Here is a 26,244-nt window from a genome sequence, read left to right on the forward strand (position 1 = left end):
GCGATATTCACGGCGGCCGTCTGGACGCGCGTGCTGCGCGCTGCCGGCAGGCTGCGGCAACAATTGGCGTCGGGCCGCGTCCCCCCGCTAGCTAGGGGATTGGCATCAAGGCTGGCGGATCAGTCGGGCACGGCCTCGGTCGAATTCGTGATCGTGTTCCCGCTGATGATGACGCTCATGCTGGGCGGGATCGAAACCGGGTTGACGCTGACAAAGAAGGTCATGCTGGAACGCGCGCTGGACATGACGGTGCGCGATATCCGGCTGGGCCGCCTGACCGGCGCCACCCCGGACGAACTGCGCCAGCACCTGTGCGACCGCACCATTATCTTGACCAATTGCGCGACCGATCTGCTGATCGAAACCGTCCCGGTCACTGCGGGAACCTGGTCGGCCCCCACCGATGCAATGAGCTGCGTCAACCGGGTGGACGAGATCACACCTGTCACGGCGCAGCGCAGCGGCGGCACTTTGGTGCCAACGGTGGTGCGTGCCTGCCTTATCATCGACCCGGTTTTCCCCACGACCCCGATGGGCCTGCGGCTGCCACTGGATGCCTCGGGCGGCTTCGCGCTGTATTCCACATCTCTTTACCTTGCGGAGCCCTGAGTGATGCAGCCTGACCGCCAACCCAGCGCCCGCGCGACGCCTGCGCTGAACACACTCCCGATCCCGGCGCGCTTGCGGCGCCTGCAAACCCGCATCTGGTCGGCGCTAAGGTGTCCGCTGCGCCGTTTCGCGGCCGATCAAGGCGGGCTGGTCAGCACTGAGACCGTTCTGGTCCTGCCGCTGGTCATATGGGCTTTTGCCGCGACATTCGTCTATTTCGATGTTTTCCGGCATATCACCACCGGTCAGAAGGCGGCGACTCTGATCGGCGACACCCTGTCGCGGATGCGCGACATCCCGGTTGACGCCCAGCAGTTGGAGCGGATGAACGCATTGTTCGCTTATCTGGCCGAGGCGAAACACCCCACCAATATCCGGGTCAGCAGCATCGGCTGGAACGCCGAGGATGAGGAATATCTGCTCATTTGGTCCTACAGCACCGGCTGGCTGTCCACGTCCGGTTGGCAACCCTCGTCCCCCACCGCGCCATCCGACGACGATGGCAGGCGCACCTACTACGATGCGCCGCTCACGAATGAAGTGGTGAACGGCCCGATCGGCACGACGCTGCCGCGCCTTGTGCTGGGTGAGACAATCATCCTGGTCGAAAGCCAGATCATCTTTGAGCCGCTGTTTCGGGTCGGCGTCGCAGGGCGCACGTTGCGCCAGCAGATCGCCACCCGCCCGCGCTTCGCCCCCCAGTTGACCTTTGAGCGCGACGGCGAGGTGATCGAACAACCCACCGCACGGCCGAGCTGAAGCAAGGGCCATGTCGCCCGAAACCCTGGCGCAGTCTGGCGCTACCGCTTCCATATCTGGCGCTTTCCGGTGCGGACGCCGCCGGCGGTAGGCCTGCGCCGGAACGCAGTGGGCGGGCGCAATACGGTCCCGACAGATCACGCCGCACCGCGCCACAAATCCAGCAACCCCCCTTGCAGAGCGCGCGCGAGCCGACTATTACACCCTTCAACGGCGGGTGGGCAGGTAGGTTATGCAGCGGATTGCAAATCCGTGAAGACCGGTTCGATTCCGGTACCCGCCTCCAAAATCTTGCCCAATTATCTGATCATTAAGGCGTTGTTGCGTAGCTTGCGCTTGGGGCATGACGTCTCGTTTACCCGTCAAGATCGGGCCACGCGAGCGATATCGGCGGTGCTAAGGGCATTGAAGCGGTTGATCAGGGCGACACGGATCTGGATTTCGGCGGTTTGTCGGTCGGGGTCTCTTGCGGCGATGCGCTCGCCAAAGGCTATTGGACGGTGCATCTTCGCCCGAACCGACTTCGCGCGTGGGCTCCGGTCCGCTGCTTCCAGAATGCGTTGCTTTAGATCTGTGTGGCGCGGAGGGGTTCGTTTCGGCCGATTGCGGCAGGGCAGTGTTCTTTCCACATTCGCCCATTCTTGTGGATGGGGATTATCGGGATGGCCTGCCGGTCGATGACGGCGGTGTGGCAAAGGCGCGTGTCCTAAGCGCCGTCAGCGGTCACTGTGCCGTTCTCCTCACCTTCTGGGATCTGGTTGAGCAACTCCGGCAATACTGGACTGTCGCCGTCGCTGCTGGGGGTGAATTCGACCGCCTGGATATCGGCTTGCGAATCCAACCCGTCTAACCGCATGGAGTCTCGTTGTGAATCCATGCGGTTAGAGCTGTGCAACAACGGCGCTTCTCAGCTACACCCGCTTGTGCCGCCGCAGGTGTTGCACTTCATGCAAGTCCCGTTGCGTACCAGTGTGTAGTTGCCGCATTCGCCGCAGGGGTCGCCCTCATAGCCCTGAATCTTCGCTTTCGCGCGCAGGTTCATCGGTGCGACCGTCCGGGTCTCGCTGGTGTGCAGCGCTGCGGTGCTGGTCGCGGCAGGGCTGGCCTGGCCGCCTTGCAGCACCATCAGTTCTTGCGGCATGCGTTTGCGCAGATAACCGGTGGAGCTGATCTGACGCAGCACTTCCAGCCCGCGGGTCGCGGCCTCGTCCGTCACGGCGGCGATGTTGCGCTGCCCTTCGGTCTCGCCCGCGCCCAGGTCGTCGAACGCTGTGCCTGCGGGTTTGACATGCGCCAGGTCGGTGCGGTCCAGATAGCTGACGGCCAGTTCGCGGAAGATATAATCCAGGATCGAGGTCGCGTTCTTGATCGAGTCGTTGCCCTGGACCATACCCGCCGGCTCAAACCGGGTGAAGGTAAAGGCATCCACAAATTCCTCCAGTGGCACGCCGTATTGCAGCCCGACCGACACGGCGATGGCGAAGTTGTTCATCATCGCGCGGAAACCAGCACCTTCCTTGTGCATGTCGATGAAGATCTCGCCCAGCTTGCCGTCCTGATACTCGCCGGTGCGCAGGTAGACCTTGTGGCCGCCGACGATGGCTTTCTGGGTGTAGCCTTTGCGACGCTCGGGCAGCTTGTCGCGGTTGCGGCTGTTGATTTCCTTGATGATGATCTTCTCGACGATCTTTTCGGCCAGCACCTGCGCCTTGGCAGGGGCATTGCCGGTTGCCAGGATCTCTTCGGCTTCCTCATCATCTTCGACCAGTGCCGACGCCAGCGGCTGGCTGAGCTTGGAGCCGTCACGGTAGAGCGCGTTGGCTTTCACGCCCAGCGAGTGTGACAGCTCATAGGCTGCCAGCGTCTCGTCGATCGTGGCCGAATTCGGCATGTTGATCGTCTTCGAAATCGCGCCCGAGATGAAGGATTGCGCCGCTGCCATCATGTGGATGTGGCTGGCCACGCTGAGGTAGCGCGTGCCGCGCTTGCCGCACGCATTGGCGCAATCGAATACTGGCAGGTGTTCGGCCTTCAGATGCGGTGCGCCTTCCAGCGTCATGGTGCCGCAGACATGGTCATTGGCGGCGTCGATATCGGCCTTGGTATAGCCCAGGTGGCGCAGCAGGTCGAAGGTCGGATCCATCAGCTTTTCAGCCGGAATACCCAGCGTTTCGCGGCAGAACTCCTCGCCCAGCGTCCATTGGTTGAACACAAAGCGGATGTCGAAAGCGGCGGGCAGGGCGGCATCCACCTTGGCCAGTTCAGCCGCCCCAAAGCCATGCCCGACCAGCGAGGTGTGGTTGATGCCCGCGCAATTCCCGAGCGAGCCGTGGCCGACCGCATAGGCGATGACTTCGGCGATCTCGCTGTCGCGATAGCCCAGCTTGGTCAATGCGGCGGGCACCGACTGGTTGATGATCTTGAAGTAACCACCGCCAGCCAGTTTCTTGAACTTCACCAGCGCGAAGTCAGGCTCGATCCCGGTGGTGTCGCAATCCATAACCAGACCGATGGTGCCCGTGGGCGCGATGACGGTCGCCTGCGCGTTACGGTAGCCATGTGCCTCACCCAGCCGCAGCGCCTCGTCCCAGGCGGTGCGGGCCAGATTGACCAGACCGGCCTCAGGGCAGCCCTTGGCGTCCAGGGCGACCGGAGTAACGTTGACCGCCTCATACCCCTTGGTTTCGCTGTAGGCGGCGCGGCGATGGTTGCGGATCACGCGCAGCATGTGGTCGGCGTTTTTGGCGTAGCCGGGGAAGGCGCCCAGTTCAGACGCCATCTCGGCGCTGGTGGCATACGACACGCCGGTCATCAGCGCGGTCAGCGCGCCGCACAGCGCCCGGCCTTCGGTCGAATCGTAGCTGTAGCCCATGTTCATCAACAGGCCGCCGATGTTGGCATAACCCAGCCCCAGCGTGCGGAACTCATAGGACCGCTGAGCGATTTCCTTCGACGGGAATTGCGCCATCATCACGCTGATTTCCAGCGTCACGGTCCACAGGCGGGTGGCGTGCATGTAGGCCTCGGCGTCGAAAACGCCGTCGGTGTAGAACTTCAGCAGGTTCATCGAGGCCAGGTTGCAGGCGGTATCGTCGAGGAACATGTATTCCGAACAGGGGTTCGACCCACGGATCGCGCCATCGGCCGGGCAGGTGTGCCAGGCGTTCACGGTATCATGGAACTGGATGCCCGGATCGGCGCAGGCCCATGCGGCATGGCCGACCTGATCCCAAAGTTCGCGCGCCTTGACGGTTTTTGCGGTCTTGCCGTCAGTCCGGCGGATCAGCGCCCAATCGGAATCATCCTTAACGGCCTGAAGGAAGGCATCAGTCACCCGGACCGAGTTGTTGGAGTTCTGACCCGACACGGTAACGTAGGCTTCGGAGTCCCAGTCGGTATCATAGGTCGGGAATTCGATGCTGGTGTAGCCCTGACGCGCGTATTGAAGGATGCGACCGACATAGGTTTCGGGGATCATGTGCTTCTTGGCCGCACGAATGGCGCCTTTCAGCGCTTCGTTTTTCGCGGGGTCGGTGGCGTCCGTGATGTCGCCGTCCCAGCCTTTGATCGCGGCGAAGATGTCGTTGAGCCGCAGCTCATGTGCCTTGGAGCCCGCCACAAGGCTTGCTACCTTCTGTTCCTCGATCACCTTCCAGTTGATGAACTGTTCTACATCGGGGTGGTCCATGTCGCAGATCACCATCTTGGCCGCGCGCCGCGTGGTGCCACCGGATTTGATCGCGCCCGCCGCGCGGTCACCGATCTTCAGGAAGCCCATCAGGCCCGAGGATTTGCCCCCGCCCGACAGTTTCTCGCCCTCGCCACGCAAGCTGGAAAAGTTGGTGCCCGTGCCGGAGCCGTATTTGAACAGCCGCGCCTCACGTACCCAAAGGTCCATGATGCCGCCTTCATTCACCAGGTCGTCGCTGACCGACTGGATGAAGCAGGCGTGGGGTTGGGGGTGCTCATAGCTGGATTTCGATTTTACCAGCTTGTGGGTGAAAGGATCGACGTAGAAATGCCCCTGGCTGGGACCGTCGATGCCGTAGGCCCAGTGCAGGCCGGTGTTGAACCATTGGGGGCTGTTTGGCGCCGCCATCTGGCGGGCCAGCATGACGCGCATCTCGTCGAAATAGGCGCGTGCGTCGGCTTCGGTGCTGAAATAGCGGCCCTTCCAGCCCCAATAGGCCCAAGCGCCGGCCAGACGGTCAAAGACCTGGCGCGCGCTGGTTTCGCCGCCGAAACGCTGATCCTCGGGCAGATCGGCCAGCGCGTCTGTATCGGGAACCGAGCGCCAAAGGAATTCGGGCACGCCCTTTTCCTTTACCTTCTTCAGCCGCGCGGGCACGCCTGCCTTGCGAAAATACTTCTGTGCGATGACATCGGACGCCACCTGGCTCCAGCCCGCCGGAACCTCGACCGCTTCGTTGCGAAACACGATCGTGCCATCCGGGTTGCGGATTTCCGATACGGTCTTGGTGAATTCCAGCACGGCATAGGCGTCTTTGGTTGCCGTGGTGAATTTACGTTCGATCTTCATCTGCCCGTCCTTTTCTGGCGGTCTGGCGGGGCAGGGAACACGCAGCAGCCAATGCGCGCCCAAGCAGTTGCTTGCACGACATGTGCCTTCGACAAAAGGTCGAAAACGGCTTTTATGAGTGTTTTACCTGTCCCGGCAGCCTTACTACATTTAGTGGCTTTTTGTGCCGATGCCTACTAACTGGCGTAAATGTGGGGCTGCGGTCAACGGAAAAATCCGACCGCGGGGCGTGTTTATTTGCCGCCTGTCGTCTTGACGTCACGGGGCACATGGTCGGGCCGTCCCCGACTCAATAGTTAACTTTTACGAAAGTTTTATGATTTGGCGGGCTTAGGTCAGATTGTTCGCCTCATGTCTGAACGACCGGCGTCTGCGCGGCACTGTGGCAAAAAAATGACGACGAGCACACAACCACGCGTTGAGTCCTAAAAAAACGCCCCCCGGCTGACATGCAACCGGGGGGCGGATCAGAATCGTGCAGGCCTTTAGAATGGCGCGCCGCTTTCATGCGCGGCCAGGCGATGAACCCTGACCTGGTGTCTTAACATGGCGCGCAGGCACTACCGCAGTGCCCGTTTCGCGCGACATGCCTCAGTTAAATGCCGCGTCCGTCACGACATCAGTCCAGGCGCCCATGGGTTCGGCGCTGATGACAGGGTCCGAGCCGCCGCCCAGCAGGGTGGCCACTGTGCGCTCATAATCCGCGATATCCAGCGTGCCGTTCGACCCTTCGGTCAGTTTGGCTACTTCGGTCATCATGCGGATCTGGTGCGATTCGGTTTGCGCGCCGGTATCGTCATACTCCAGCACGATCATCGCTGCTTCTTCGGGGTTTTCGGCTGCCCAGTCCCAGCCGCGCATCGACGCACGCACGAACCGCGCCATCGCATCGACGAATTCCGGGTCTTCCAGCCGGTCTTCCATCACATAGAGACCGTCTTCCAGCGTGGCGACGCCGCCGTCCTCATACTTGAATGTCACCAATTCATCCTCGGAGATGCCCGCGTCGATGACCTGCCAGTATTCGTTATAGGTCATGGTGCTGATGCAATCAGCCTGACGCTGCAACAGCGGGTCGACGTTGAAGCCTTGCCGCAGCACCTCGACGCCTTCTTCGCCCCCATCGGTGGGGATGCCCAGCGTGCTCATCCACGACAGGAACGGGTATTCATTGCCGAAGAACCAAACACCCAGCGTACGCCCGGGAAAGTCATCGGGGCTGGTGATGCCGGTTTCCTTCAGGCACGTCAGCATCATGCCCGAAGATTTGAACGGCTGCGCGATGTTGACCAATGGCAGGCCGTTTTCGCGTGCGGCCAGCGCGGCAGGCATCCATTCCACGATGACATCAGCCCCGCCGCCTGCGATCACCTGCGGGGGCGCAATGTCGGGGCCGCCGGCGCGGACGGTGACATCCAGCCCCTCGTCGGCGTAATAGCCGTTTTCCAGCGCGACATAATAGCCGCCGAACTGGGCCTGAGTGACCCATTTCAGTTGCAAGGTGATTTCCTGCGCGGATGCGGTCCCCGCGATCATGGCACCAGCGACGCTCAGCGCGGTCAGGTTCAGCAGTCTTGTCATTATCGTACCTCCATGTTGCCCCCGCTTTGGGGGGTCGTTAACGGGCACGCTGGCTGGGGTGCCAGAAGGTCACCCGTTTTTCCAGCGCGGCCCAGAATCCGTAGAACAGCGACCCCGCAAGGGCTGCAACGGCAATCTCTGCCCATACCATGTCCAGTTGCAATCGCCCCACTTCGGTCGAGATGCGAAATCCCATCCCGCGCGTGGGCGAGCCGAAGAATTCAGCAACAATCGCGCCGATCAGTGCCAGTGTAGACGCGATCTTCAGCCCGTTGAAGATGAACGGCATCGCGGCGGGTAACCGCAGGCGGATCAACGCCTGTGTCCAAGTCGCGCTATAGGTCCGCATCAGGTCGCGCTGCATCGAATCGGTGGCTTGCAAACCCTGTACTGTGTTGACCAGCATGGGAAAGAACACCATCGCCACCACGACCGCCGCCTTGGACGGCCAATCAAAGCCGAACCACATCACCATGATCGGCGCGGTCCCGATGATGGGCAAGGCCGCCAGGAAATTCCCCACCGGCATCAGCCCCCTGCGCAAGAAGTCGTAGCGGTCCACGATCAGCGCAAAGACCAACGCGGCCCCGATGCCAATGGCAAAGCCCGACAGCGCCCCTTTCACGAAGGTCTGGACGAAATCGACCCACAGCACATCGAGCGATCCTGCAAAGCGTTCGGCGATGGCCGAAGGGGCGGGCAGGATCACGCGAGGCACCTCGGCGCCGCGCACCACGGCCTCCCACAGCCAAAGAAGGGTAGCACCAAAGACGATGGGGGCGGCCAGCGCCTGCACCTGCGCTGCCGCGCGCCGTGCCGGGGTAAGCGCCGCGATCTGCGCGACCAGCATCCACGCCCCCAGCCAGATTGCCGCGACCACCGCCCAATAGGGCAGGGCATCGGTTGCTAACGGCAAGATGCTCAGCGCGGCCGCGCCGAGGTTCAGCGCCACAAGGCCAAGCGCCAGCGCCGCCTGCCAGGCCGGCGCGCGCGCGGGGTCGGTCACAACCAGTGTCGAAAACAGTGCAGCACCCAGCAGCGCCGCCAGCGGCATGATCCCGACCACAGGCACCGCGCCTGACAACAGCGCGATGATCAGCGCACCGATCATGCCAAGGCGCTGGACTGCGCCGGGTGCTGTCCAAAGACCGCTCATTGTGCCATCCCCATGCGGCGCAGCGTCCGGCGCTGTATCACGCCAACGATGCCGACCATCGCGGCGGCCAGGATCGCGGCGGCAAACAGCGCCGACCAGATCTGCACCACCTGCCCATAATAACTGCCTGACAGCAGCCGCGCGCCCAGACCCGCAACCGCGCCGGTCGGCAACTCACCCACGATTGCGCCCACCAGCGCCGCTGCGATCCCCACCTTGAGCGAAGCGAAAAGGTAGGGCATCGACGACGGCCAGCGCAGCTTTGCGAACACTTGCCCCCCGTTGGCGCTGTAGGTCTTCATCAGGTCCAACTGCATCTGATCGGGGGCGCGCAGCCCCTTGACCATGCCCACAACCACCGGGAAGAACGACAGATAGGCCGAAATGATCGCTTTCGGCACCAGCCCTGTGATGCCTATGGCGTTCAGCACCACGATGATCATCGGCGCAATAGCCAGAATCGGAATGGTCTGGCTGGCAATCGCCCAAGGCATGACGCTGGCATCCATCGCGCGGTTGTGCACGATGCCAATGGCGAGAAGAATGCCAAGGCTGGTCCCGATGCCGAAGCCCAGCAGCGTCGCCGACAGCGTGACCCACCCGTGATAGATCAGGCTGCGGTTCGACAGGCTGCCGGTGTTGAGCAGACCGCGACGGCCCGTCGCCTCTTCGACGACAGTGCTGTTCCACAGCTCTGCAGCGACCTGATGCGGTGCGGGCAGCACGGGGCGGTCTTGGTTGAGGGTCAGGCCGATCAGGTCGGGCAACGCCACCTCGACACCCGCGCGGGCGGCCTGATCATAGGCCCACTGCGCGTTCATTTTGACCGCGGCCCCGTACCAGATGACCAGCAGCGCGGCCACCACGGTGGCCACCGGCAATATCCGTGCGATCATGCTGAGCGTGTCCGTTCCGGTGTCATTTTCCCTCGGTCGTCCTGGGTACTGGGGTAATCATCACGCCACCCCGGCCCGAAATCAACGAAAACTTGACCAACCGGTCATATATCTGTGGCAGATGCCCGCAGAATCGGCGGTTTGGGTGGCTGCCTTGCGGGTGCTGGGGGCGCCGGTGCCGCCGCGCCGCTTCATCTCCCCCTCTTGACCGGGCGCGCGAACCCCGCCAAACCCGCGCCATGCTGAACATTGCAACACTCGACCAGATCACACGCCGCTTCCAGTTTCTGGAGGCGCGGTTGTCTGCGGGCGCCGATCCCTCGGAACTGGCCGGTCTTGGCCGGGAATACGCCGATCTGCGCCCCGTCGTGGACCAGATCGCGCAGTACAAGGTCGGGATTGCCGCGCGCGAGGCCGCGCAGGACATGCTGCAAGACCCCGAGATGCGCGCACTGGCCGAGGAAGAGTTGGTGGTGCTGAAGCAACGCCTGCCCGCGTTGGAACGCAGCCTGCGGCTGGCGCTGCTGCCGAAGGATTCCGCCGATGCGCGCCCCGCGCTGTTGGAAATCCGCCCCGGTACCGGCGGGGATGAGGCCGGGCTGTTCGCCGCCGACCTGCTGCGCATGTATCAAAGATACGCCGAGGCTATGGGCTGGAAGGTCCAGACCCTCAGCCAGTCGGATACCGAACTGGGCGGCCTGCGCGAGGCCGTGATCCGGATCGAGGGCGAGGGCGTCTTCGCCAAGCTGAAATTCGAATCCGGCGTCCACCGCGTCCAGCGCGTGCCGGTCACTGAATCTGGCGGGAGGGTGCATACCTCTGCCGCGACCGTCGCCGTCCTGCCCGAGGCCGTGGCCGTGGACATCGACATCCCCGCGGGTGACATCCGCATCGACACGATGCGCGCCAGCGGGGCAGGGGGGCAGCACGTGAACACCACCGATTCGGCGGTGCGGGTGACCCATATCCCCACCGGCATCATCGTGGTCAGCGCCGCCAAGTCGCAGCATCAGAACCGCGCCATCGTCATGGATGTGTTGCGCACGAAGCTCTATGATCTGGAACGGCAGCGGCTGGACGCTGAACGCGCGGGCAGCCGCAAGGCGCAGGTCGGGTCGGGCGACCGCTCTGAACGCATCCGGACCTACAACTTCCCGCAGGGCCGCATGACGGATCACCGCATCAACCTGACGCTCTACCGGCTGGATCAGGTGATGCAGGGCGACCTGTCCGAGGTGATCGACGCACTTGTCGCCGCCGATCAGGCTGCCAAACTGGCCGAGCTGGAGAATTGAGCGGGGCCGGGGGGCCAAGCGACCGGCCCGCGCCCGCGCACGGTGGCAATGCCGCTGCGCATCTGCTCCCCGCCGTGGCACGTCTGCGTGCGGCGGGCGTTCCGGACCCGGTGGGCGATGCCCGCCGCTTGCTGGCCCATGCGCTGAACCTCGCCCCCGACCGGCTGACGCTGCATATGGGCGACGCGGTGCCCGCCGATGCCGCCGCCCGGCTTGCCGCCCTGATCGCGGAACGCGCGCGCCGCCGCCCTGTGTCGCATCTGACCGGGCAGCGCCTGTTCTGGGGGCGGCAATTCGCGGTTACCGCCGATGTGCTGGACCCGCGTCCCGAAACCGAAACGCTGATTGCCGCCGCGCTGGCTGCGCCATGGAATCGGGTTCTGGACCTTGGCACGGGGTCAGGCGCCATCTTGCTCACGTTGCTGGCCGAACGGCCCCCTTCACAGGGCGCCGGTGTCGATCTGTCGCTTGCCGCCCTCGATGTGGCGCGGGGCAATGCCGAAGCCCTTGGCCTGCGCGACCGCGCCACCTTCGTCGCGTCGGACTGGTGGGCGGCGGTCACGGGGCGCTTCGATCTTATCGTGTCCAACCCGCCCTATATCGCCGATACCGAAATCTCCGCGCTGTCGGCGGAGGTCCGCGAATGGGAGCCACGGATGGCGCTGGTCCCTGCGTGCGACGACGGCACCGGGCTGGCCGCCTACCGGGTAATCGCCGCCGGTGCGCTGGCGCATCTTGCCCCCGGCGGCCATATGATGGTGGAGATCGGGCCGACGCAGGCCGACGCGGTCGCCGCGATTCTGACGCAGGCGGGTTTGTGCGACGCGCAGGTTGCCCATGACATGGACGCACGCCCCCGGATCGTCACGGCACGCGCGCCGCAAGGGGCCTGACCTTTCCCGGCTTACCTGGACCATCAGGCGCTGGGTAGCCGGTGTGTCGGCTCTTTGTGCCAAGGGGCGTTTTCTACAGCTTCCGGCCTCTTGCCGCCCCGGAGACGTGACAAATGCGCACGGATACGCCTGAACTACGGCAAAAAACTGTTGCGCAGAGCCGCAACCCCCTTGTTTTATGCGCGCCGCCGTGGTTATTCAGTCCAACAGCCCGTGGTCGTTCAGTTTCGACCCGCTGTTCAATGTCCTTGAAATCGCTGATCCGGGGTGGACGACACTTTATCGCCCCGCCTTTCCTGAACCAAGGGATCAGCATGCCAGATACAGGCTGGAAACAGATTACATGAGATCATCTAAGCAACGCTCGCGGTCCAAGCAGAACCGGCCACGTCCGGTTGGCAATATCATAAACCGCGTTTTCGACAGCTCTGGCCCCGATGGCAAAGTGCGCGGTACGCCGCAGCAGATCATTGAAAAGTATCAGATTCTTGCCCGCGATGCCCAGCTATCGAACGACCGGGTTGCGGCAGAGAACTTCTTGCAACACGCAGAGCATTACACCCGCATGCTGGCCGAAGCCACGCGTGAGATGAATGCCGAAGCCGAAGCCCGCCGGATCGCGCAAGAGGCGCAGAACCAGCGTGAGCAGCAGCAGCGCGAACAACAACAGCGCGAGCAGCAGCAACAGCGTGACCGGCAAGCCGCCGAAGCGCAAGCGCGCGAGGGGCAAGGCCGCGACGGCCAAAACCGGGATAACCAGAACCGGGACGGCCAGAATCGCGACAACCAGAGCCGTGATAACCAGAGCCGCGACCGGCAGAACAATCAGGGCAATGCGCCCCGCGCGGACACGCGCCCCGATGCCGAGCCGCGCCAGCGCGACGACCGCCGCGACAACCGGCAGGGCGCGCCATATGGTGACATGGAGCAGGCTGCTGATAACTCGGCGCGCGACCGCACAGCGGTCGATGGCGAAGATCCGCGTGGCGTAGATGCCGCACAGGGTGGCGAAAGCACGTTGGTCAAGACCCCAGAAAACCTAGATGCCTCCGACCAGCCGCCCGCGCGCAACGTCCGCAAGCGCGCACCGCGTGCGCCCAAGGCCGCCGATGGCACCCCGGGCAGCGACGCGGCTGCCGCGAAAGCAGATGCACCCAAGGAACCGAAGCACGTTGCCACCGGCGAAAAGCCCGCGCCCCGCAAGCGAGCGCCGCGCAAGCCGAAGGTCGTTGATGCCGACAGCACATCGGATGCGCGGTCGGATCAATCCTCTGCCGCCGAGTAATCCACGCTGAATAGCCAAAAGACAAAGCCCGAAACCGCAATCGCCGGTTTCGGGCTTTTTTTATTGCGCGCCGTAAAAAACCTGACCGGCGCTGCGTCAGGCCCCGTGAGTTGTCTGGCTGACGGGATGCGGCCGCAGTAAACCTTCGGGTGGTTTCAGCGACCGCAGCGGCGCGTGTGCGCCTTTGGTGTCAGGCCTTGCCTTTGTAGATATCGACCAGCTTGCCCAGCATTTCCAGCGCCTCTTCGCGCGGCCGCTGGAACGAGTTGCGCCCGATGATCGAGCCATTGCCGCCGCCGTCGCGGATGGCGCGTGCATCGTCATAAACGCTGTCTGACCCTTTTTTCGCCCCGCCGGAGAACACCATGATGCGTCGGCCGTTGAAGCCTGCGGACAGGCAGTGTCGGACACGGGCAGCCTGTGTGGCGATGTCGATCTGCTGGTCCTCGTACACCTTCTTCGCCTCGGGCAGCATCAGGTGGTCGGTGGACAGTTTGATCTTGATGATATGCGCGCCCAGCAGGGCGGCGATCTGCGCGGCATAGGCTGCTACGTCGATCGCCGTCTCGCCCTCCTTGCTGATCGCTTCGCCGCGGGGGTAGGACCAGATCACGCTGGCGATACCCTTGGCGGCGGCTTCTTCACGCATGGCCGAGATTTCCTCGAACATGTCCAGCGCACAATCGCTGCCCGGATAGACCGTGAAGCCGATTGCCGAACAGCCCAGCCGCAGCGCGTCATCTACCGACGCGGTGATCGCCTGATTCTTGCCCGAGGTTTCGGACATCAGCGAATTGGCCGAGTTGACCTTCAGGATGGTCGGGATCTGGCCTGCATAGGTATCCGCGCCCGCCTCGATCATGCCCAGCGGTGCGGCATAGGCCGACAGGCCCGCGTCGATGGCCAACTGGTAGTGATAGTGCGGGTCATAGGCGGCGGGGTTCGCCGCGAAGGTGCGGGCCGGACCATGCTCGAAGCCCTGATCGACGGGCAGGATGATCAGCTTGCCAGTGCCGCCAAGCTTACCGTTCATCAATATGCGGCACAGGTTGGCCTTCACGCCTGGGGTATCGCCCTCATATTGGCTGAGGATTTTCTGGACGACGCGGGTGGCACGCATGGGCTGCTCCTGTGGTGGGGATTGATGATGCGCTTTGCTTAAGCGGCGATTCGCGGCGAAACAATGACAATTGGGCAATAAACTGTTTCCGTTAACGCAATCATCGCCCGGATGCCGCGCAAAGCCGCTGGCGGGGCCGCGGGGCCCACAGATGCCGATGCGAAGCCCCAATCCGGCAAAGTGCGCCGGAAGGGCGGGATATCAGGGCTGCGATAGCAGTGTCGCGACAAGGGGCGACTGGCCGTAGACGGACATTCGATGATCGTGCGTGGCCATGCATGTCGGCGCATCCCGCACCGAATGCTGGATTACAGGTCGGTGGATTGCAGCGCCGCGCCCGCCGCGCGCCCCAGCGCATCTGAAATCCCGTCGAATGTCGCGCCGAAGGCCGCGAACATCGCGTTGTTCAACACCACGCCGCTGTCCGAGGCCGAAAAGTTGGTATAGGCGGCAAGCTCGGCATCGCGCAGCGGTTGATAGGCCAGCACGAAATAAGCATGGATCCAGTCGGTCGTATCCTCGCGGATCAGGGGTTCCTGGGTCCACAATTGCGCCAGAAGGTCTTGCGGGTTTTGGGCGAAATCGGGACTGCCTGCCATCAGCATCCCGTTGTAGAACGCATAGGCGGTGTTGAGGCTGACGGCCACATTCAGGTCAATCAGGTCATTGACCGCGATACGCTCGTCGATCAGTGCCAGCCGGGGGTGGCCTGCGTCGCGCATGTCGGTCAACGCTTCGCGTGCGGCGGTGTCCACATCGGGGTCGAGCAGGGCATCGCGTGCACTGATCTCCAGCCGCAGCACGCGCGCGCCCAGATCGGAATCGGCAAAGGCCAGCGCGTCGGACAACGCATCCGCTTGCCCCGCCATGGCATCGGCGAAATGCGCCAGGAATTCTGCCTCCATCGCCTGCGGGTCATAAAGGGCGCTGACCGTCTGGGTCCAGCTTTCGGTGCTGACGTCGATGCCGAAATCCGTGCGCACCGATGCGGCATATTCCATGCCCTCGGCGGCCATGATGCGGAACAGGTCTGGCAGCAGATAGGCATCGGCAAAGGCCGCCATGTCAGCGGTTTGGGGCGCCTGGGCGTCAGACTGGGACATCTGCGCCCAGCCTGGTGTTGCGAGGCCCAGGGCGCCAAGGCCGATCCAAAGGGCGTGGCGAGGGATCGTGATCATGGCATACACTCCGACCTGGTCATCTGTCGTCTTGCCGCGCCCGGGGAAGGGGCCGCAACATGCTGATTGATTGGAACTTCACACCACAAAGACTTGTCGAAATCCTTAAATCAAACTCTATTCAGATGATACTGCGTCAGGGGCCGGGACAAAAGCCCCTAACGCGCAATGGCGGCGCAATCGGCACAGGCGCGCCGAGGTGGTCGGCGCCGCCGCGCACCTCGGCGGCACCGGATACCCGCGCCGACCCTATTCCCGCTTGCCGAACAATACCTTCTGCGCCGTCTTGTCCATCGGCTTGGTGCTGCGCTGGCCTTCTGCCAGGGCCTTGCCCTTGATGACCGCCGGCCTTTCGCCCACCAGCGACAGCCAGCGCGTCAGGTTGGGCTTGTCGTCCAGCGGCTGTTGCTGCCCCTCCCACAAGGTCGCCCAAGGCCAGATCGCCATATCCGCGATGGTGTACTCGTCGCCCGCCACATAGGTGTTTTGCGCCAACTGCCGGTCCAGCACGCCCAACAGGCGCGCAACCTCGTTGCGGTAGCGGTCCTTGGCATAGGGCAGGTCGTTGGGCGGGTCCATCTGCGGGGCGTATTTCAAGAAGTGATGCGCCTGACCCGCCATCGGGCCCAGTCCGCCCATCTGCCACATCAGCCATTGGTCGGCGGCGATGCGCGCGCGCTCGGTCGTGCCGCAGAATTTCCCCGTCTTGCGCGCAAGATATTGCAAGATGGCGCCGGATTCAAAGATCGACACTGGCGCGCCGTCCGGCCCCTCCGGGTCGGTGATCGCGGGCATCCGGTTGTTCGGCGCGATCTTCAGGAAATCGGGATCGAACTGCGCGCCCTTGCCGATGTCGATCAGGTGCAGCTTATAGGGCAACCCCATCTCTTCCAGTGCGATGGAGATTTTCCAGCCATTCGGCGTTGGCCAGTAATACAGATCAATTTCAGATGTCATGTCGGTCCTTTGGTTCTGGCGGTTTTCCGGTTGCCCCAAGACGGGGTGAGTTACCCCTATCTTGGCACGGGGCGCCGCAAGGGCAAGCCCGCCGCGTGTCAGAAGCCAGGTACACCGCTGCCCAGCAGCCGTTGATGTTCCAGCTTCGTGCACCTGTCTTGCACAACATCAACCCCCCGGGACAGGGCAAGTGCTGCGGCCTGCGGGTGCGAAACCCCGATCTGCATCCAGACGGTGCGCAACGCGGGCAGGGCGGCCAGCGCTTGTTCGACAATCGGCAGCACATGGTCCGAGGCGCGGAAGATGTCGATCATGTCGACCGACGGGGGACAATCCGAAAGGCTGGCGCGGACGGGTTCGCCGAACAATTCCTTTCCCGCATGCCCCGGATTCACCGGTATGACCTGAAACCCGTGCCGCGTCAGATACTGCGCCACTTGGTAGCTGGGCCGCGCCGGATTGGGCGACAGGCCGACAACGGCCACGACACGGGTGCGGCTCAGGATGTGTTGCAGCGTGGTGTCGTCATGGGGATCCATACCTCACCGTGCCTTTGCGGCGTAAACCGGGCAAGCAAAAAGCGCGCCGCGTGGCTTTGCGGTGGCCATTCTGACGCAGCGTCAAAAAAAACGCCCGGCTCAGGTGGCCGGGCGCAGTCGCGGAACGAGGGACAGTACATACGACGCAAGGGTTCCACTCCTGCGCCTCTGTTGAGTTAATTAGGTACGTTTTCCCCCGCTCAAAGAGGTGATCCCCAAAATGTGACCCGTTGCCAGAGCCGCCGCACGCGCTCTCAACGGCCCAGGCTGGCTGCATAAAGCGCCACGGCGGCGGCGTTCGACACGTTCAGCGACCCGAAATCGCCGCTGGCCGGAATGCGGACCAGCGTGTCACAGGTCTCAAGCGTTTTTTCGCGCAGGCCCGGCCCCTCGGCGCCCATGACCAGTGCCACGGGGCGCCCGGTGGCGGCGACCAGCCCGTCGGCCAGCTCCGTTTGCCCCGTGCCGTCCAGCCCGATCAGCACATAGCCCATGTCGCGCAGCGTTTCCATCGCCTCGGCCAGATTGCGCACGCGCAGGTAGGGCTGACGTTCCAGGGCGCCGCTGGCGGTCTTGGCCAGTGCGCCGGTCTCGGGCGCGGCGTGCCGGGCAGTGGCGATCACCGCGCGCGCGCCAAACACCTCGGCCGAGCGTAGGACTGCGCCTACGTTATGCGGGTCGGTCACCCGGTCCAGAACCACCACCAGCGCGCGGCCCGGCCCCCCCGCGCAGACCTCGGCCAGATCGCCCCAGTGCAGGGGCTTCACCTCCAGCGCTGCGCCCTGATGCACCGAGGCCGGGTCAATCGGCACATCAAACCGGCGCGGATCGACGATTTCCGGCGCCATGCCGCTGTCGATGATCGCATCGGCCAGCCGGTCCGCCGCGTTCTTGGTGACCACCAGCCGCAACCGCGCGCGCGCGGGGTTCAAAAGGGCGTCGCGCACCGCATGCAGCCCAAAGAGCCAGACGGTTTCCGCATCGGCCTTGCGGCGGCTGCGCTCTTTGTCGATGACCCATGCAGGCTTTTTCGGGGCGGTCACTGTGGTATCCTTGTGCGAAATGCCCGGCCAGACTTACCTGTCACAGCGCGCACCGCAAGGCATGTTTTTGCTGTTGACGCCCCGGATAGGGGACGGTAATCACCCGGTCAGTGGGCGACAGGCCGCAAGGTGTGGCAGGGGACTGTAACTCCCTCGCGGAGACGCACGCTAGGTTCGATTCCTAGGTCGCCCACCACTTCATCGACAGAATTTTCGCGCGCCAGCAATGGCATGGACCCCGGGGTAGGCGGTCGTTGCCCGTTGGCGATGGCGGCCCAGGCGCGCGTTCCCTCCCGATTTCTACCCCGAACTGACCCCCGGAAACTTTGCGCGCAGAACCGTCATTTTCATGCAAAATTCCCCTTGCGCAAATCCTGCGCTTTCCCTAAACAGCCCTCACGCAGCGCTGGCCCGTTCGTCTATCGGTTAGGACGCCAGGTTTTCAACCTGGAAAGAGGGGTTCGATTCCCCTACGGGCTGCCACTTTTTATGTAAGTGATTGAAGGCTATCGCTGTTATGCTCCCTGTCGTCCAACTCATGCGAAGAGTTTGGATATCTTCTGGAGTTTGTCAAAGCCGCTGACCATCAGATAAGACTGATTTGCCTTGCGGGTGTATGATCTTGCTTGTCTGTTTGCATTGTGCGCCAGATAGGACCGATCTCCCACTCGGACGCGCCCGCTCTCGACAAGCGCGCCGTTCCGGCCGCACCCAGACCATGGATTGAACTTGGAACCTTCGCTTCGTCACAGCGATGGCGAAACCAGTTGCCGAAGGATGTCTCGGCATACGGCTTCTTCGACTGCCGCTGTGTGATAAAGGTGTCTCAGTCCATTGGCAAAGCCGCGATTTCTTTCTTCAGGTTGGGAAAAACTGGCATATCTGCAGCAACCGAGGCTTTTCCACGTGCATCTGCAATACGCAGCTTGCCATTTATGACGGATCTCATGTGGCCATCTGCATGGCATGGATTTTGCCGGGCCATCCCTGTGTTCAGGGCAGTCAGAAGCGCAAGGCGGGCCTTTGATCCACGTCCGTGCCGATCAAGGAAACGATTGACCGCATCGACAGTCCAAGTGGAGCACAGGGCCATCGGCTCTGCTATAGCCCCGGTTGACAGGCTGGCCCGGACCTGAGCCAATCGCGTTGTGGCCGAGATGAAGCCCTTTGACGAACCCAGTTGCTAGGTCAGGCGCTTTGGATTAAAGAACCTATGTCGACAAATGAGTGCCATATATTTCCTACACTCGACGTGGCGTCGCCCTAAATTTAATTGGTACAGTGAACCGTTCGGGCAGCCACAATAATAGCTTCTTTGGACGCTGGCGATGATATGGCAAAGCTTGAGGGCTGCACATTGAGGCCATGATCATGTAGGGTCAATAAGGAGTTTTCTATGTGCGATAGGGTTTGCAGCATGTACACCGCCCTTATGTCATGAATCCGGAAATAGAAGTGCGCATCGTCGTGGCGATTGCGGCGATCCTGGTACTGTCTTCTCTCCTGCTTTGTGTTTCTGCGCTCCGCAATAATGCGAAGGTCGGCGAGCGTGTTGGCTTTTTATGGCTATCCATGACTAACCTTTCGCTGATTACTGGTGCGGTGGGATTGGTGGCCCACACCATGTTGCCGCTAGGGGCCAGCGCGACGCTGGCAATTTCAGGGGCCCATCTGGGCATTCTATTTGGCTACTTCGCGGTGCGCGCCGGTCTGGGGGAGGCAACGTCGTTCTACCGCTATTTCGGTTTCGCAATACCCGTCCTTATCGGGCAAGCGGTGCTGGCTTTCGGTTTGGATACAATTGACGCGCTGTTGGTCACCAGTTCGGTTCTGAACGGCATCTTGTCGTTGTATGTCGCGTGGCGCATTTGGCCGCTGGCGCAGCGCTTCGGACCTGAAGTTGCCGCGCTGGCCAGCTTGCCCTTCGCAGCAATAGGCGCAGCTTATCTTTTGCGACTGGTACTGCTCGTCGCGGATGCGTCAGCAGCGACAATAACGATCGCGACACTTGTCATCACCTTCCTGCTCGCATTTTCGGCGCTGCAATGGGCATTTGCGCTTATCGCGTTCCGCGCCGCGCAACTGAACAAAAGGCTGGAAGCCGAGCGGGTCCGCGCAGAACATGCCAACATGCTAAAGTCGCGCTTTCTGTCCAACATGAGTCATGAGCTGCGCACACCGCTCAACGGGGTCCTCGGCATGGCTCAAGTGCTGCAGGAGTTGGTTCGCGACGAAGAGCAGTTGCGCATGATTGACACCATCCGCACCAGCGGCGAGGGATTGATGGGCATCCTGAACGACATTTTGGATTTGTCGAAGATCGAAGCCGGTAAGATGGAACTGGAGAACGCGCCATTCCGTCCTGTGGAGGTTCTGACAAGTATCCGTCGGCTGCATTCCCCGGAGGCCGAGGCCAAGGGGCTAAACTTCGCGCTGCACTGGGATCCGGCGCTGGACGGTGTTTTCCAGGGTGATGGGCACAGGCTGACGCAAGTGCTTCACAATCTCACAGGCAATGCGATTAAGTTCACCCAGATTGGCAAGGTTGAACTACGCGCCGAGGTCACGCCCGGGGGAATGCGCATAGAAGTCAGCGACACCGGGATCGGAATGACCGAGGCCCAGCTGGAAAACGCATTTGACGAATTTGTTCAGGCCGATGTCAGTATCACCCGGCGGTTCGGCGGCACAGGGCTAGGAATGCCGATCGTTAAACACCTTGTCACAATGATGGGCGGAGGTGTCAAAATCAAGTCAACCGCCGGCCAAGGAACACACGTGCTGCTGGATATTCCTTTGGCCCCTGCAATTGTAACTCAAGACAAAAGTGTGATTGAGACGGCCGATTTGATCCCCGACTTGGTCGGTGTTCGCGTGCTTGTGGCCGAGGATAATCCGACCAACCAGTTGGTGCTGGCGGCAATGCTGCGTGACACCGGAGTTGAGTTAACGATCGTTGGGAACGGGCGCGAGGCGCTTACGGCGGCAATTGCAGAGGATTTCGATCTCTTCATGTTTGACATCTGCATGCCCGAGATGGATGGTCCCACTGCGTTAAGCCAGATTGCGGCGGCTTATCGTCTCGCAGGCCGGAAGCTACCGCCTGCTGCAACGATCACGGCCAACGTGATGCCGGAGCAGATGATCACTTATGCCGCGCAAGGTTTCACCACGTGCTTTCCCAAGCCAATGCGAAAGAAAGCGCTCATCGACACAATCCAGACATTGACCCGCAGTGCCGCCAAACCGCCCGTCGTAAGCAGCTAAGTTCTTTGCTGCCGTACTTGGCAAGCGAAGTGACACCGACGATTGTGGAGGTGGGAGCCTGACATTGGCACGTGTCGCGGCGCCCTAAGTGCAAATAGGGCAGCATTCAGGCATGCGTTTGAGGAAGTTGACGAATATGATCTTCTCGTGCTTTGCGCGTATTGGGCAGACGCGCTGGCTGCGGTTTTTCCGCCAGATCCGTTGCGTGGGTAATCCTTCCGTTTTTGACGGGATTTGGTCATAGAACCTGCGCAGCCATTTTAAGTTTCATTGCAGTGTGATGCTGGCGATGCCTATATTTGGTCGGTTGGTCGGTTGGTCGGTTGGTCGTTGTTTTATGTCCAGGGCCACCAGGTAGGAAAGTGCCGGGCCTTTTCGATGCTGTTGATGATGCATTGATCCAGTCATGCGCGCCTCACCTCTTTGAAGAATGTTGGCCTCTGGGTTGGCCTGACACCGTCGCGCACCCAGCTTGGCGCGCGCGAGACCTCGGGCGGCATAGCCAAGGCAGGTGACTGAACCTGATACGCGCGTTGGGGCAGGCCGTCACTGTCATGACGGACCGGGATCGAGGGACATGGCTGAGCCGATCCCGTTCCCGAAGTCCGGAGCCTGAGCGACGCCCAAGCTGGCAACATTTTGCGCTGCCCTTTGGGCTACTTTTGCTCTGCCATTGATACCTTTTTCATATAGGGGACCTGACGAACGAACCAGTCGCAGATGTCATTTCCTTGCCAGAACACAACACCGTCCTGCGCCTGCAGGTGATCAAGCATTTCCTCAAGGTACCGGATCCGATGCGCCGCGCCCGAGACATAGGGATGCACACCAAATGCCATGACCCTCACCGATGTCTCGCCCTCTTGCAACAGCCGCGCGCAGGCGTCGCGCGTTCTTTCTAGCATCACATCCGAGCGGTGCTGGGCGCTGACCATGATGGTTATATCATTGAGTTCTACCGAATAGGGCAACGAGACCAGAGGCTTCGTCTCGGTCTCTACCCAAAGCGGTTGGTCGTCCAAGATCCAGTCCCCAAACCAATCATACCCCGCGGCTCCGACCTGATCGAGCGTATCGAAGGTTTGCGTCCTGCCCGGCCCCAGCCAGCCGCGGGGGCGCTTGCCGGTGAACTTTTCTAGAATATCGGCCGATTGCCGGATCATTGTAGCGGGGTTTTCGACCGCGTGGATAGACATTTGCTCGTAGCAATGGGCCATGAACTCCCACCCGGCGTCGGCGGCGGCCTGCGGCACTTCAGGGATGGTCTCGCAAACCTTCGCATTGAGCGAGAGCGTCGGACGGATGCCCCGGCTTTGAAACGCGTCGAGAAGGCGCCAGTAACCGACGCGCATACCGTATTCGTGCCAGGTCCAGTTGGGCACATCGGGTACTGTCTTGTTGCCGCCCGGGGCAGGCGAGACCTGTCGGGGCATGGGGCGGTGGATGTCCCATTCCTCAATATTTACGACTGGCCAGACGATCAACCGGGTCCCTTCTGGTGCGGCCAAGGGCGTACGGGTCAAGGGGGTGGAGTAACCGAGGCGCTCACGCGGGGTTGGCATTGGAAGGGTCTCCTTACGGTTTGGAAGGGTCGAGCATGGGCGGGCGGGTGGACCATGCGGCGGCGTGTTCGTAAATACACGCGACGTTGAGCACCCGTGCATCGGACCGTGCCGCACCAACAACTTGCATGCCCATGGGCATACCTGAAGACGACAGGCCGATGGGCAGGGCGACCGCAGGCGAGCCTGCCAGGTTGAAGGGCGTGCGGGCCTGCTGATCGTAGGTGCGATCAATTTCCGCAGGGTCGTCGATGCGGCAGGGCAGCGTCAGGCTGGAGACGCAAACGGCGGCGTCCACGGTGGAAAGCGCGGCCTCCATCTGCTCGGTAAGCGCCCGGCGCATGCGCTGCGCGTTGATGTAACTGGCCGCGTCGATCGAGCGGCCTGCCAACAACCGTGTCCGGCCTCGCTGGCTGTAGTCCTCGGCGCGAGCCTGAAGCCATGACTGGTGCAGCGCGTGGCTTTCGGCCTGCAGGATCAGGCGACCGCAGCCGGCATAGGCGGCCAGCAGGGGCACGGAAAGTGGGATCAGTTCGGCGCCCAGATCGCGCAGCAGGTCCAGTGCGGCAAAAAACGCAGCGCTGATTTCCGCCGTTGCCCCTGTGGAAAATTCCTCGAATACGCCGATGCGGTGGCCGGTCAAATCGCCCGTGCCCTGTACCGTGTCAAGATCGAACGCCACACCGGGATCGCGCAGGCTGTCGAAGATGATCGCGGCATCTCGGGTGCTGCGGGTCAGCGTCCCGAGATGGTCCAGCGACCATGACAGGGGAAAGACGCCCTTGGTGCCAATGGCCGCCGTGGTTGGTTTGAATCCGACAATGCCGCAGGCGGTTGCCGGGTGGCGCACCGATCCGGCAGTATCGGTTCCCAGCGCAGCCGGGGCCATCCGCGCGGCCACCGCGACAGCCGATCCAGAGGACGAGCCTCCGGGATGATGGTCGCGGTTCCATGGGTTGCGGGCAGGGGGCCAAGGCAGGTCGAACGATGGCCCTCCGGTTGCGAATTCATGCAGCGCAGTCTTGCCCATGATCACCGCGCCAGCGGCGCGCAGGCGGGCAACTACCTGTGCATCCTGCACCGCGTTGGTGGTCGGCGCTACGCTGGAATGGCAGGTCGTGGGCGTACCTTGAATATCGATGATGTCCTTGATGGCAAAGGGGATGCCATGCAGCGGACCCAGCGTCCGCCCGGCTCGGTGCTCTGCATCGGCTTTATCGGCCTGTTGCAGGGCGCTTTCCGCAAGCACATTTAGGAAGGCATTCAATCCCCGGTCGTGCCGTTCGATCGCCGCCAGATGAGCCTCAAGATAGGCGCGGGCCCTGAGTTGCCCCCTCTTTAATTGGCGTGTCGCTTCGGCCAGCGAAAGATTGGTCAGATCGTCGCTCATGCGTCTGGTGGTGTCGAACAGAAAGCCGGGCACAAATCGGCTGGCAGATCCACCAGCCAGCGCGTAGCGAAGGCAGCTTGCGCGGCGGCGCTGCGGTCGAGAAAAGCACAATCTTCGGCTGACAGGGGGGGACGTAGCGACAACTTTGCCATCAGCGCTGCTCCTTGATTGCACGGTTGCTAGAGGTGTCCACGCGCGCGCTTGCTGCGGCCCCCATGCGATGAGCAAGTATGAGAATTACAATCACCCCGACGCCCGCCAGATCGGTTAGCCAACCCGGCGCGATCAGCGCCAAGGCGGCGACCGCGAACAGCCCGCGGATCGCCCAGTGCACAGGGCGATCTAGCACGAAGCCGATCACCGCAACTGCCAAGGCCCAAACACCGACTATCGCGGTCATCACGGCGATCACTATGTTCACGACGCTACCGTGCAGGATCAATTCGGGCGAATAGACGATCATGAAAGGGATGATAAACCCTGCCAGAGCAAGCTGGAACGCTTTAACCCCGACTGCAAAGGGATTCGCGCCTGCTATTGATCCAGCGGGAATGGCCACCAGTGCGACTGGCGGCGTGATGCCGCTTAGGCAGGCAAAGTAGAAGATGAAAAGGTGCGCGGGCAGCAGCTCCACGCCAAGATTGTTCAGCGCCGGTGCAAGCACTGAGGCCGAGACGATGTACGCCGCCGTGGTCGGCAGGCCCATGCTGAGGATGATCGTCACGATCATCGTAAGCACCAGCGCCAGGATCATCGACCCGCCCGAGATATCGGCCACCCACGCTGACAACCGCAGTCCGGTCCCCGTCAGCGACAGCAGACCCATGATCAACCCCGCTGCTGCGCAACTGATGATCACTTCCAGCGAACCTTTAGTGCCCTGGATCGCAGTATCGGCCAACCGCTTGGGGGATAGGCGCGACTCCACCCGTATCCATGACACAATCAGCAATGCCCCCATCGAGAACAGTGCGGCGCGTATGGGCGATACGGTTTCGACCGCTAGCATCCAGACAAGCACGAAGATCGGGATCAGCAAATGGCCCCAGGCCTTGAGCACGACGCGCGCCTTGGGCAATTGGTTCCCCGGCATGCCGCTCAGACCGAGGCGCGCGGCCTCGAGATCGACGATCAGATAGACGCTGAGGAAGTATAGCAGTGCCGGGATCATCGCCGCGATGACGATGTCGCCATAGGGGACCCGAACAAATTCCGCCATCAGGAAGGCACCCGCACCCATGATCGGTGGCATTATCTGCCCTCCGGTCGAGGCAACAGCCTCGACGGCGGCGGCAAAGGTCGGGCGGAAACCGGTGCGTTTCATCAGTGGAATGGTCAGCGCGCCGGTCGTCACGACATTTCCGATGCCAGTGCCCGAAACCGTGCCCATCAGGGCACTGGCGAAGATGCTGACCTTGCCCGGCCCACCGCGCGCCCGACCAGCGACGCTGTAGGCGAGGTCCATGTAGAAATCTCCGGCGCGGGAATGCTGCAGCATCGCTCCGAACAGGACGAAGAGGTAGATGTAGGTCGATGAGACGCCCAGCGGAATGCCGTAGAGGCCATCCATGCTGAACAAGAAACTGACCGTGCGCTCCCAGCTGAACGAGCGGTTAACCAGGATACCGGGCGCGTGGCTGCCGAACAGGGCATAGACCAGCATCACCAAAACGATGATCACCAGTGCCCAGCCGACAGCGCGGCGGGTCAGTTCCAGGACGATGCCCATCACTATGACGCCAAAGACCAGATCCCAATCCGTCGGCCTGACGCCATAGCGGAAGATCATCTGCGGGCCTTCGACGATCACATAGGCAGTCGCAGCCAGGCCGCCGGCGATCAGCAGTAGATCAGACCAATGGACGCGATGATTTGCCGTGCTCCAACCAGCATAGAACAGCGGGATCAGGACCAAGCCAATTACAAGATGCGCGGCGCGCAGGTTCAGGACACCCGGCGAATGCATACCCAGCCAGTAGATATGACTCACGGCTGCAAGGATGCAGAATCCCATGATGGCGTGGGCTTGCCACCCCGCAAAAGAGCGCCCTGCGGTCGAAATCGACGAGGTGTCGTCTGTTTCCCGTCCTGCATCGGTCATGGATGAATACTCGCTGGTAGATGGGCCAGGGGAGACGTGGCAGCCAGCCAACAGTCACATGGCCGCCACGAAT

At 62.3% G+C, this 26,244-nt stretch carries 19 protein-coding genes, 3 tRNA genes and 1 pseudogene; 9 read left to right on the forward strand and 14 right to left on the reverse strand.

Going from position 1 to position 26,244, the window contains the following annotated elements; translation table 11 throughout:
- Nucleotides 1–99: 99 nt before the first annotated feature.
- The 3 genes from H9529_RS00265 to H9529_RS00275 all read left to right on the forward strand — a co-directional run bounded on the left by H9529_RS00265 (nucleotide 100) and on the right by H9529_RS00275 (nucleotide 1,654).
- The gene (locus H9529_RS00265) at nucleotides 100–609 is read left to right on the forward strand and encodes a TadE/TadG family type IV pilus assembly protein (protein ID WP_190305680.1); all 510 of its coding nucleotides are present in this window, start codon (nucleotides 100–102) and stop codon (nucleotides 607–609) included.
- Complete coding sequence (locus H9529_RS00270) at nucleotides 610–1,368, forward strand: TadE/TadG family type IV pilus assembly protein (RefSeq protein WP_143033452.1); 759 nt, start codon at nucleotides 610–612, stop codon at nucleotides 1,366–1,368.
- 212 nt (nucleotides 1,369–1,580) lie between these two features.
- Nucleotides 1,581–1,654: transfer RNA gene (locus tag H9529_RS00275), tRNA-Cys, on the forward strand.
- A 76-nt stretch (nucleotides 1,655–1,730) separates the two neighbouring features.
- Here the strand turns inward: H9529_RS00275 and H9529_RS00280 are convergent.
- From H9529_RS00280 to H9529_RS00300, 5 genes and pseudogenes are all read right to left on the reverse strand, one after another.
- Nucleotides 1,731–2,197: pseudogene (locus tag H9529_RS00280) on the reverse strand (transposase); the annotation flags it as partial.
- A 78-nt stretch (nucleotides 2,198–2,275) separates the two neighbouring features.
- Nucleotides 2,276–5,908: a vitamin B12-dependent ribonucleotide reductase gene (locus H9529_RS00285; RefSeq protein ID WP_092885478.1), complete on the reverse strand. Its 3,633-nt coding sequence runs from the start codon at nucleotides 5,906–5,908 to the stop codon at nucleotides 2,276–2,278.
- Between the two features lie 591 nt (nucleotides 5,909–6,499).
- Nucleotides 6,500–7,489, reverse strand: coding sequence for an ABC transporter substrate-binding protein (locus H9529_RS00290; protein WP_092885480.1), 990 nt, complete (start codon nucleotides 7,487–7,489; stop codon nucleotides 6,500–6,502).
- A gap of 37 nt (nucleotides 7,490–7,526) precedes the next feature.
- Nucleotides 7,527–8,339 carry an ABC transporter permease gene (locus tag H9529_RS00295; RefSeq protein ID WP_218132094.1) on the reverse strand — a complete coding sequence of 271 codons (813 nt, stop codon included), beginning with the start codon at nucleotides 8,337–8,339 and terminating at the stop codon, nucleotides 7,527–7,529.
- A 302-nt stretch (nucleotides 8,340–8,641) separates the two neighbouring features.
- Complete coding sequence (locus tag H9529_RS00300; protein ID WP_176846849.1) at nucleotides 8,642–9,541, reverse strand: ABC transporter permease; 900 nt, start codon at nucleotides 9,539–9,541, stop codon at nucleotides 8,642–8,644.
- Between the two features lie 239 nt (nucleotides 9,542–9,780).
- Between H9529_RS00300 and prfA the strand changes: the two genes are divergently transcribed.
- The 3 genes from prfA to H9529_RS00315 all read left to right on the forward strand — a co-directional run bounded on the left by prfA (nucleotide 9,781) and on the right by H9529_RS00315 (nucleotide 13,014).
- Nucleotides 9,781–10,836 (forward strand): peptide chain release factor 1, encoded by a 1,056-nt coding sequence (gene prfA / locus H9529_RS00305; RefSeq protein ID WP_092885482.1) that lies wholly within the window; start codon nucleotides 9,781–9,783, stop codon nucleotides 10,834–10,836.
- Nucleotides 10,837–10,910: 74 nt separating this feature from the next.
- The gene (gene prmC / locus H9529_RS00310) at nucleotides 10,911–11,729 is read left to right on the forward strand and encodes a peptide chain release factor N(5)-glutamine methyltransferase (RefSeq protein ID WP_263399439.1); all 819 of its coding nucleotides are present in this window, start codon (nucleotides 10,911–10,913) and stop codon (nucleotides 11,727–11,729) included.
- A 343-nt stretch (nucleotides 11,730–12,072) separates the two neighbouring features.
- Complete coding sequence (locus H9529_RS00315; RefSeq protein WP_092886220.1) at nucleotides 12,073–13,014, forward strand: DUF4167 domain-containing protein; 942 nt, start codon at nucleotides 12,073–12,075, stop codon at nucleotides 13,012–13,014.
- Nucleotides 13,015–13,204: 190 nt separating this feature from the next.
- Here the strand turns inward: H9529_RS00315 and H9529_RS00320 are convergent, their stop codons facing one another.
- The 5 genes from H9529_RS00320 to rlmB form a co-directional block, all read right to left on the reverse strand.
- Nucleotides 13,205–14,134, reverse strand: a complete 930-nt coding sequence (locus H9529_RS00320) for a class I fructose-bisphosphate aldolase (protein ID WP_092885485.1) — start codon at nucleotides 14,132–14,134, stop codon at nucleotides 13,205–13,207.
- A gap of 308 nt (nucleotides 14,135–14,442) precedes the next feature.
- A complete protein-coding gene (locus H9529_RS00325; protein WP_143033453.1) occupies nucleotides 14,443–15,312 on the reverse strand; it encodes a hypothetical protein in 870 nt (289 codons plus the stop codon).
- A gap of 249 nt (nucleotides 15,313–15,561) precedes the next feature.
- Nucleotides 15,562–16,269 (reverse strand): glutathione S-transferase N-terminal domain-containing protein, encoded by a 708-nt coding sequence (locus H9529_RS00330; protein WP_092885489.1) that lies wholly within the window; start codon nucleotides 16,267–16,269, stop codon nucleotides 15,562–15,564.
- A gap of 98 nt (nucleotides 16,270–16,367) precedes the next feature.
- The gene (locus H9529_RS00335) at nucleotides 16,368–16,808 is read right to left on the reverse strand and encodes a CoA-binding protein (RefSeq protein WP_092885491.1); all 441 of its coding nucleotides are present in this window, start codon (nucleotides 16,806–16,808) and stop codon (nucleotides 16,368–16,370) included.
- 254 nt (nucleotides 16,809–17,062) lie between these two features.
- Nucleotides 17,063–17,851, reverse strand: coding sequence for a 23S rRNA (guanosine(2251)-2'-O)-methyltransferase RlmB (gene rlmB, locus H9529_RS00340; protein ID WP_092885492.1), 789 nt, complete (start codon nucleotides 17,849–17,851; stop codon nucleotides 17,063–17,065).
- A gap of 112 nt (nucleotides 17,852–17,963) precedes the next feature.
- Between rlmB and H9529_RS00345 the strand changes: the two genes are divergently transcribed.
- A tRNA-Tyr gene (locus H9529_RS00345) sits at nucleotides 17,964–18,047 on the forward strand.
- A 212-nt stretch (nucleotides 18,048–18,259) separates the two neighbouring features.
- Nucleotides 18,260–18,334: transfer RNA gene (locus H9529_RS00350), tRNA-Glu, on the forward strand.
- Nucleotides 18,335–18,677: 343 nt separating this feature from the next.
- On the opposite strand, the gene H9529_RS00355 is transcribed toward H9529_RS00350, so the two are convergent.
- A complete protein-coding gene (locus H9529_RS00355; protein WP_143033454.1) occupies nucleotides 18,678–18,944 on the reverse strand; it encodes a hypothetical protein in 267 nt (88 codons plus the stop codon).
- Nucleotides 18,945–19,288: 344 nt separating this feature from the next.
- On the opposite strand from H9529_RS00355, the gene H9529_RS00360 reads away from it, so the two are divergent.
- Nucleotides 19,289–21,118 (forward strand): ATP-binding protein, encoded by a 1,830-nt coding sequence (locus H9529_RS00360; RefSeq protein ID WP_143033455.1) that lies wholly within the window; start codon nucleotides 19,289–19,291, stop codon nucleotides 21,116–21,118.
- 656 nt (nucleotides 21,119–21,774) lie between these two features.
- Here the strand turns inward: H9529_RS00360 and H9529_RS00365 are convergent.
- From H9529_RS00365 to H9529_RS00375, 3 genes are all read right to left on the reverse strand, one after another.
- Nucleotides 21,775–22,680, reverse strand: coding sequence for a polysaccharide deacetylase family protein (locus tag H9529_RS00365; RefSeq protein WP_092885496.1), 906 nt, complete (start codon nucleotides 22,678–22,680; stop codon nucleotides 21,775–21,777).
- Between the two features lie 13 nt (nucleotides 22,681–22,693).
- Nucleotides 22,694–24,070, reverse strand: coding sequence for an amidase (locus tag H9529_RS00370; RefSeq protein WP_092885498.1), 1,377 nt, complete (start codon nucleotides 24,068–24,070; stop codon nucleotides 22,694–22,696).
- A 151-nt stretch (nucleotides 24,071–24,221) separates the two neighbouring features.
- Nucleotides 24,222–26,171, reverse strand: a complete 1,950-nt coding sequence (locus tag H9529_RS00375) for a TRAP transporter permease (RefSeq protein ID WP_092885500.1) — start codon at nucleotides 26,169–26,171, stop codon at nucleotides 24,222–24,224.
- Nucleotides 26,172–26,244: the final 73 nt, after the last annotated feature.

The sequence above is a fragment of the Roseicitreum antarcticum genome, from assembly GCF_014681765.1.
Lineage (GTDB): Bacteria > Pseudomonadota > Alphaproteobacteria > Rhodobacterales > Rhodobacteraceae > Roseicitreum > Roseicitreum antarcticum.

Bases quoted from the DNA above. Each gene is read 5' to 3' on its own strand.
- H9529_RS00360 (WP_143033455.1), top strand. From the start codon at position 19,289: ATGAATCCGGAAATAGAAGTGCGCATCGTCGTGGCGATTGCGGCGATC.
- H9529_RS00320 (WP_092885485.1), bottom strand. From the start codon at position 14,134: ATGCGTGCCACCCGCGTCGTCCAGAAAATCCTCAGCCAATATGAGGGC.
- H9529_RS00325 (WP_143033453.1), bottom strand. From the start codon at position 15,312: ATGATCACGATCCCTCGCCACGCCCTTTGGATCGGCCTTGGCGCCCTG.
- H9529_RS00300 (WP_176846849.1), bottom strand. From the start codon at position 9,541: ATGATCGCACGGATATTGCCGGTGGCCACCGTGGTGGCCGCGCTGCTG.
- H9529_RS00295 (WP_218132094.1), bottom strand. From the start codon at position 8,339: ATGCTGGTCGCGCAGATCGCGGCGCTTACCCCGGCACGGCGCGCGGCA.
- H9529_RS00370 (WP_092885498.1), bottom strand. From the start codon at position 24,070: ATGAGCGACGATCTGACCAATCTTTCGCTGGCCGAAGCGACACGCCAA.
- H9529_RS00285 (WP_092885478.1), bottom strand. From the start codon at position 5,908: ATGAAGATCGAACGTAAATTCACCACGGCAACCAAAGACGCCTATGCC.
- H9529_RS00315 (WP_092886220.1), top strand. From the start codon at position 12,073: ATGAGATCATCTAAGCAACGCTCGCGGTCCAAGCAGAACCGGCCACGT.
- H9529_RS00330 (WP_092885489.1), bottom strand. From the start codon at position 16,269: ATGACATCTGAAATTGATCTGTATTACTGGCCAACGCCGAATGGCTGG.
- H9529_RS00375 (WP_092885500.1), bottom strand. From the start codon at position 26,171: ATGACCGATGCAGGACGGGAAACAGACGACACCTCGTCGATTTCGACC.
- H9529_RS00335 (WP_092885491.1), bottom strand. From the start codon at position 16,808: ATGGATCCCCATGACGACACCACGCTGCAACACATCCTGAGCCGCACC.
- H9529_RS00290 (WP_092885480.1), bottom strand. From the start codon at position 7,489: ATGACAAGACTGCTGAACCTGACCGCGCTGAGCGTCGCTGGTGCCATG.
- H9529_RS00355 (WP_143033454.1), bottom strand. From the start codon at position 18,944: ATGGCCCTGTGCTCCACTTGGACTGTCGATGCGGTCAATCGTTTCCTT.
- H9529_RS00365 (WP_092885496.1), bottom strand. From the start codon at position 22,680: ATGCCAACCCCGCGTGAGCGCCTCGGTTACTCCACCCCCTTGACCCGT.
- prfA (WP_092885482.1), top strand. From the start codon at position 9,781: ATGCTGAACATTGCAACACTCGACCAGATCACACGCCGCTTCCAGTTT.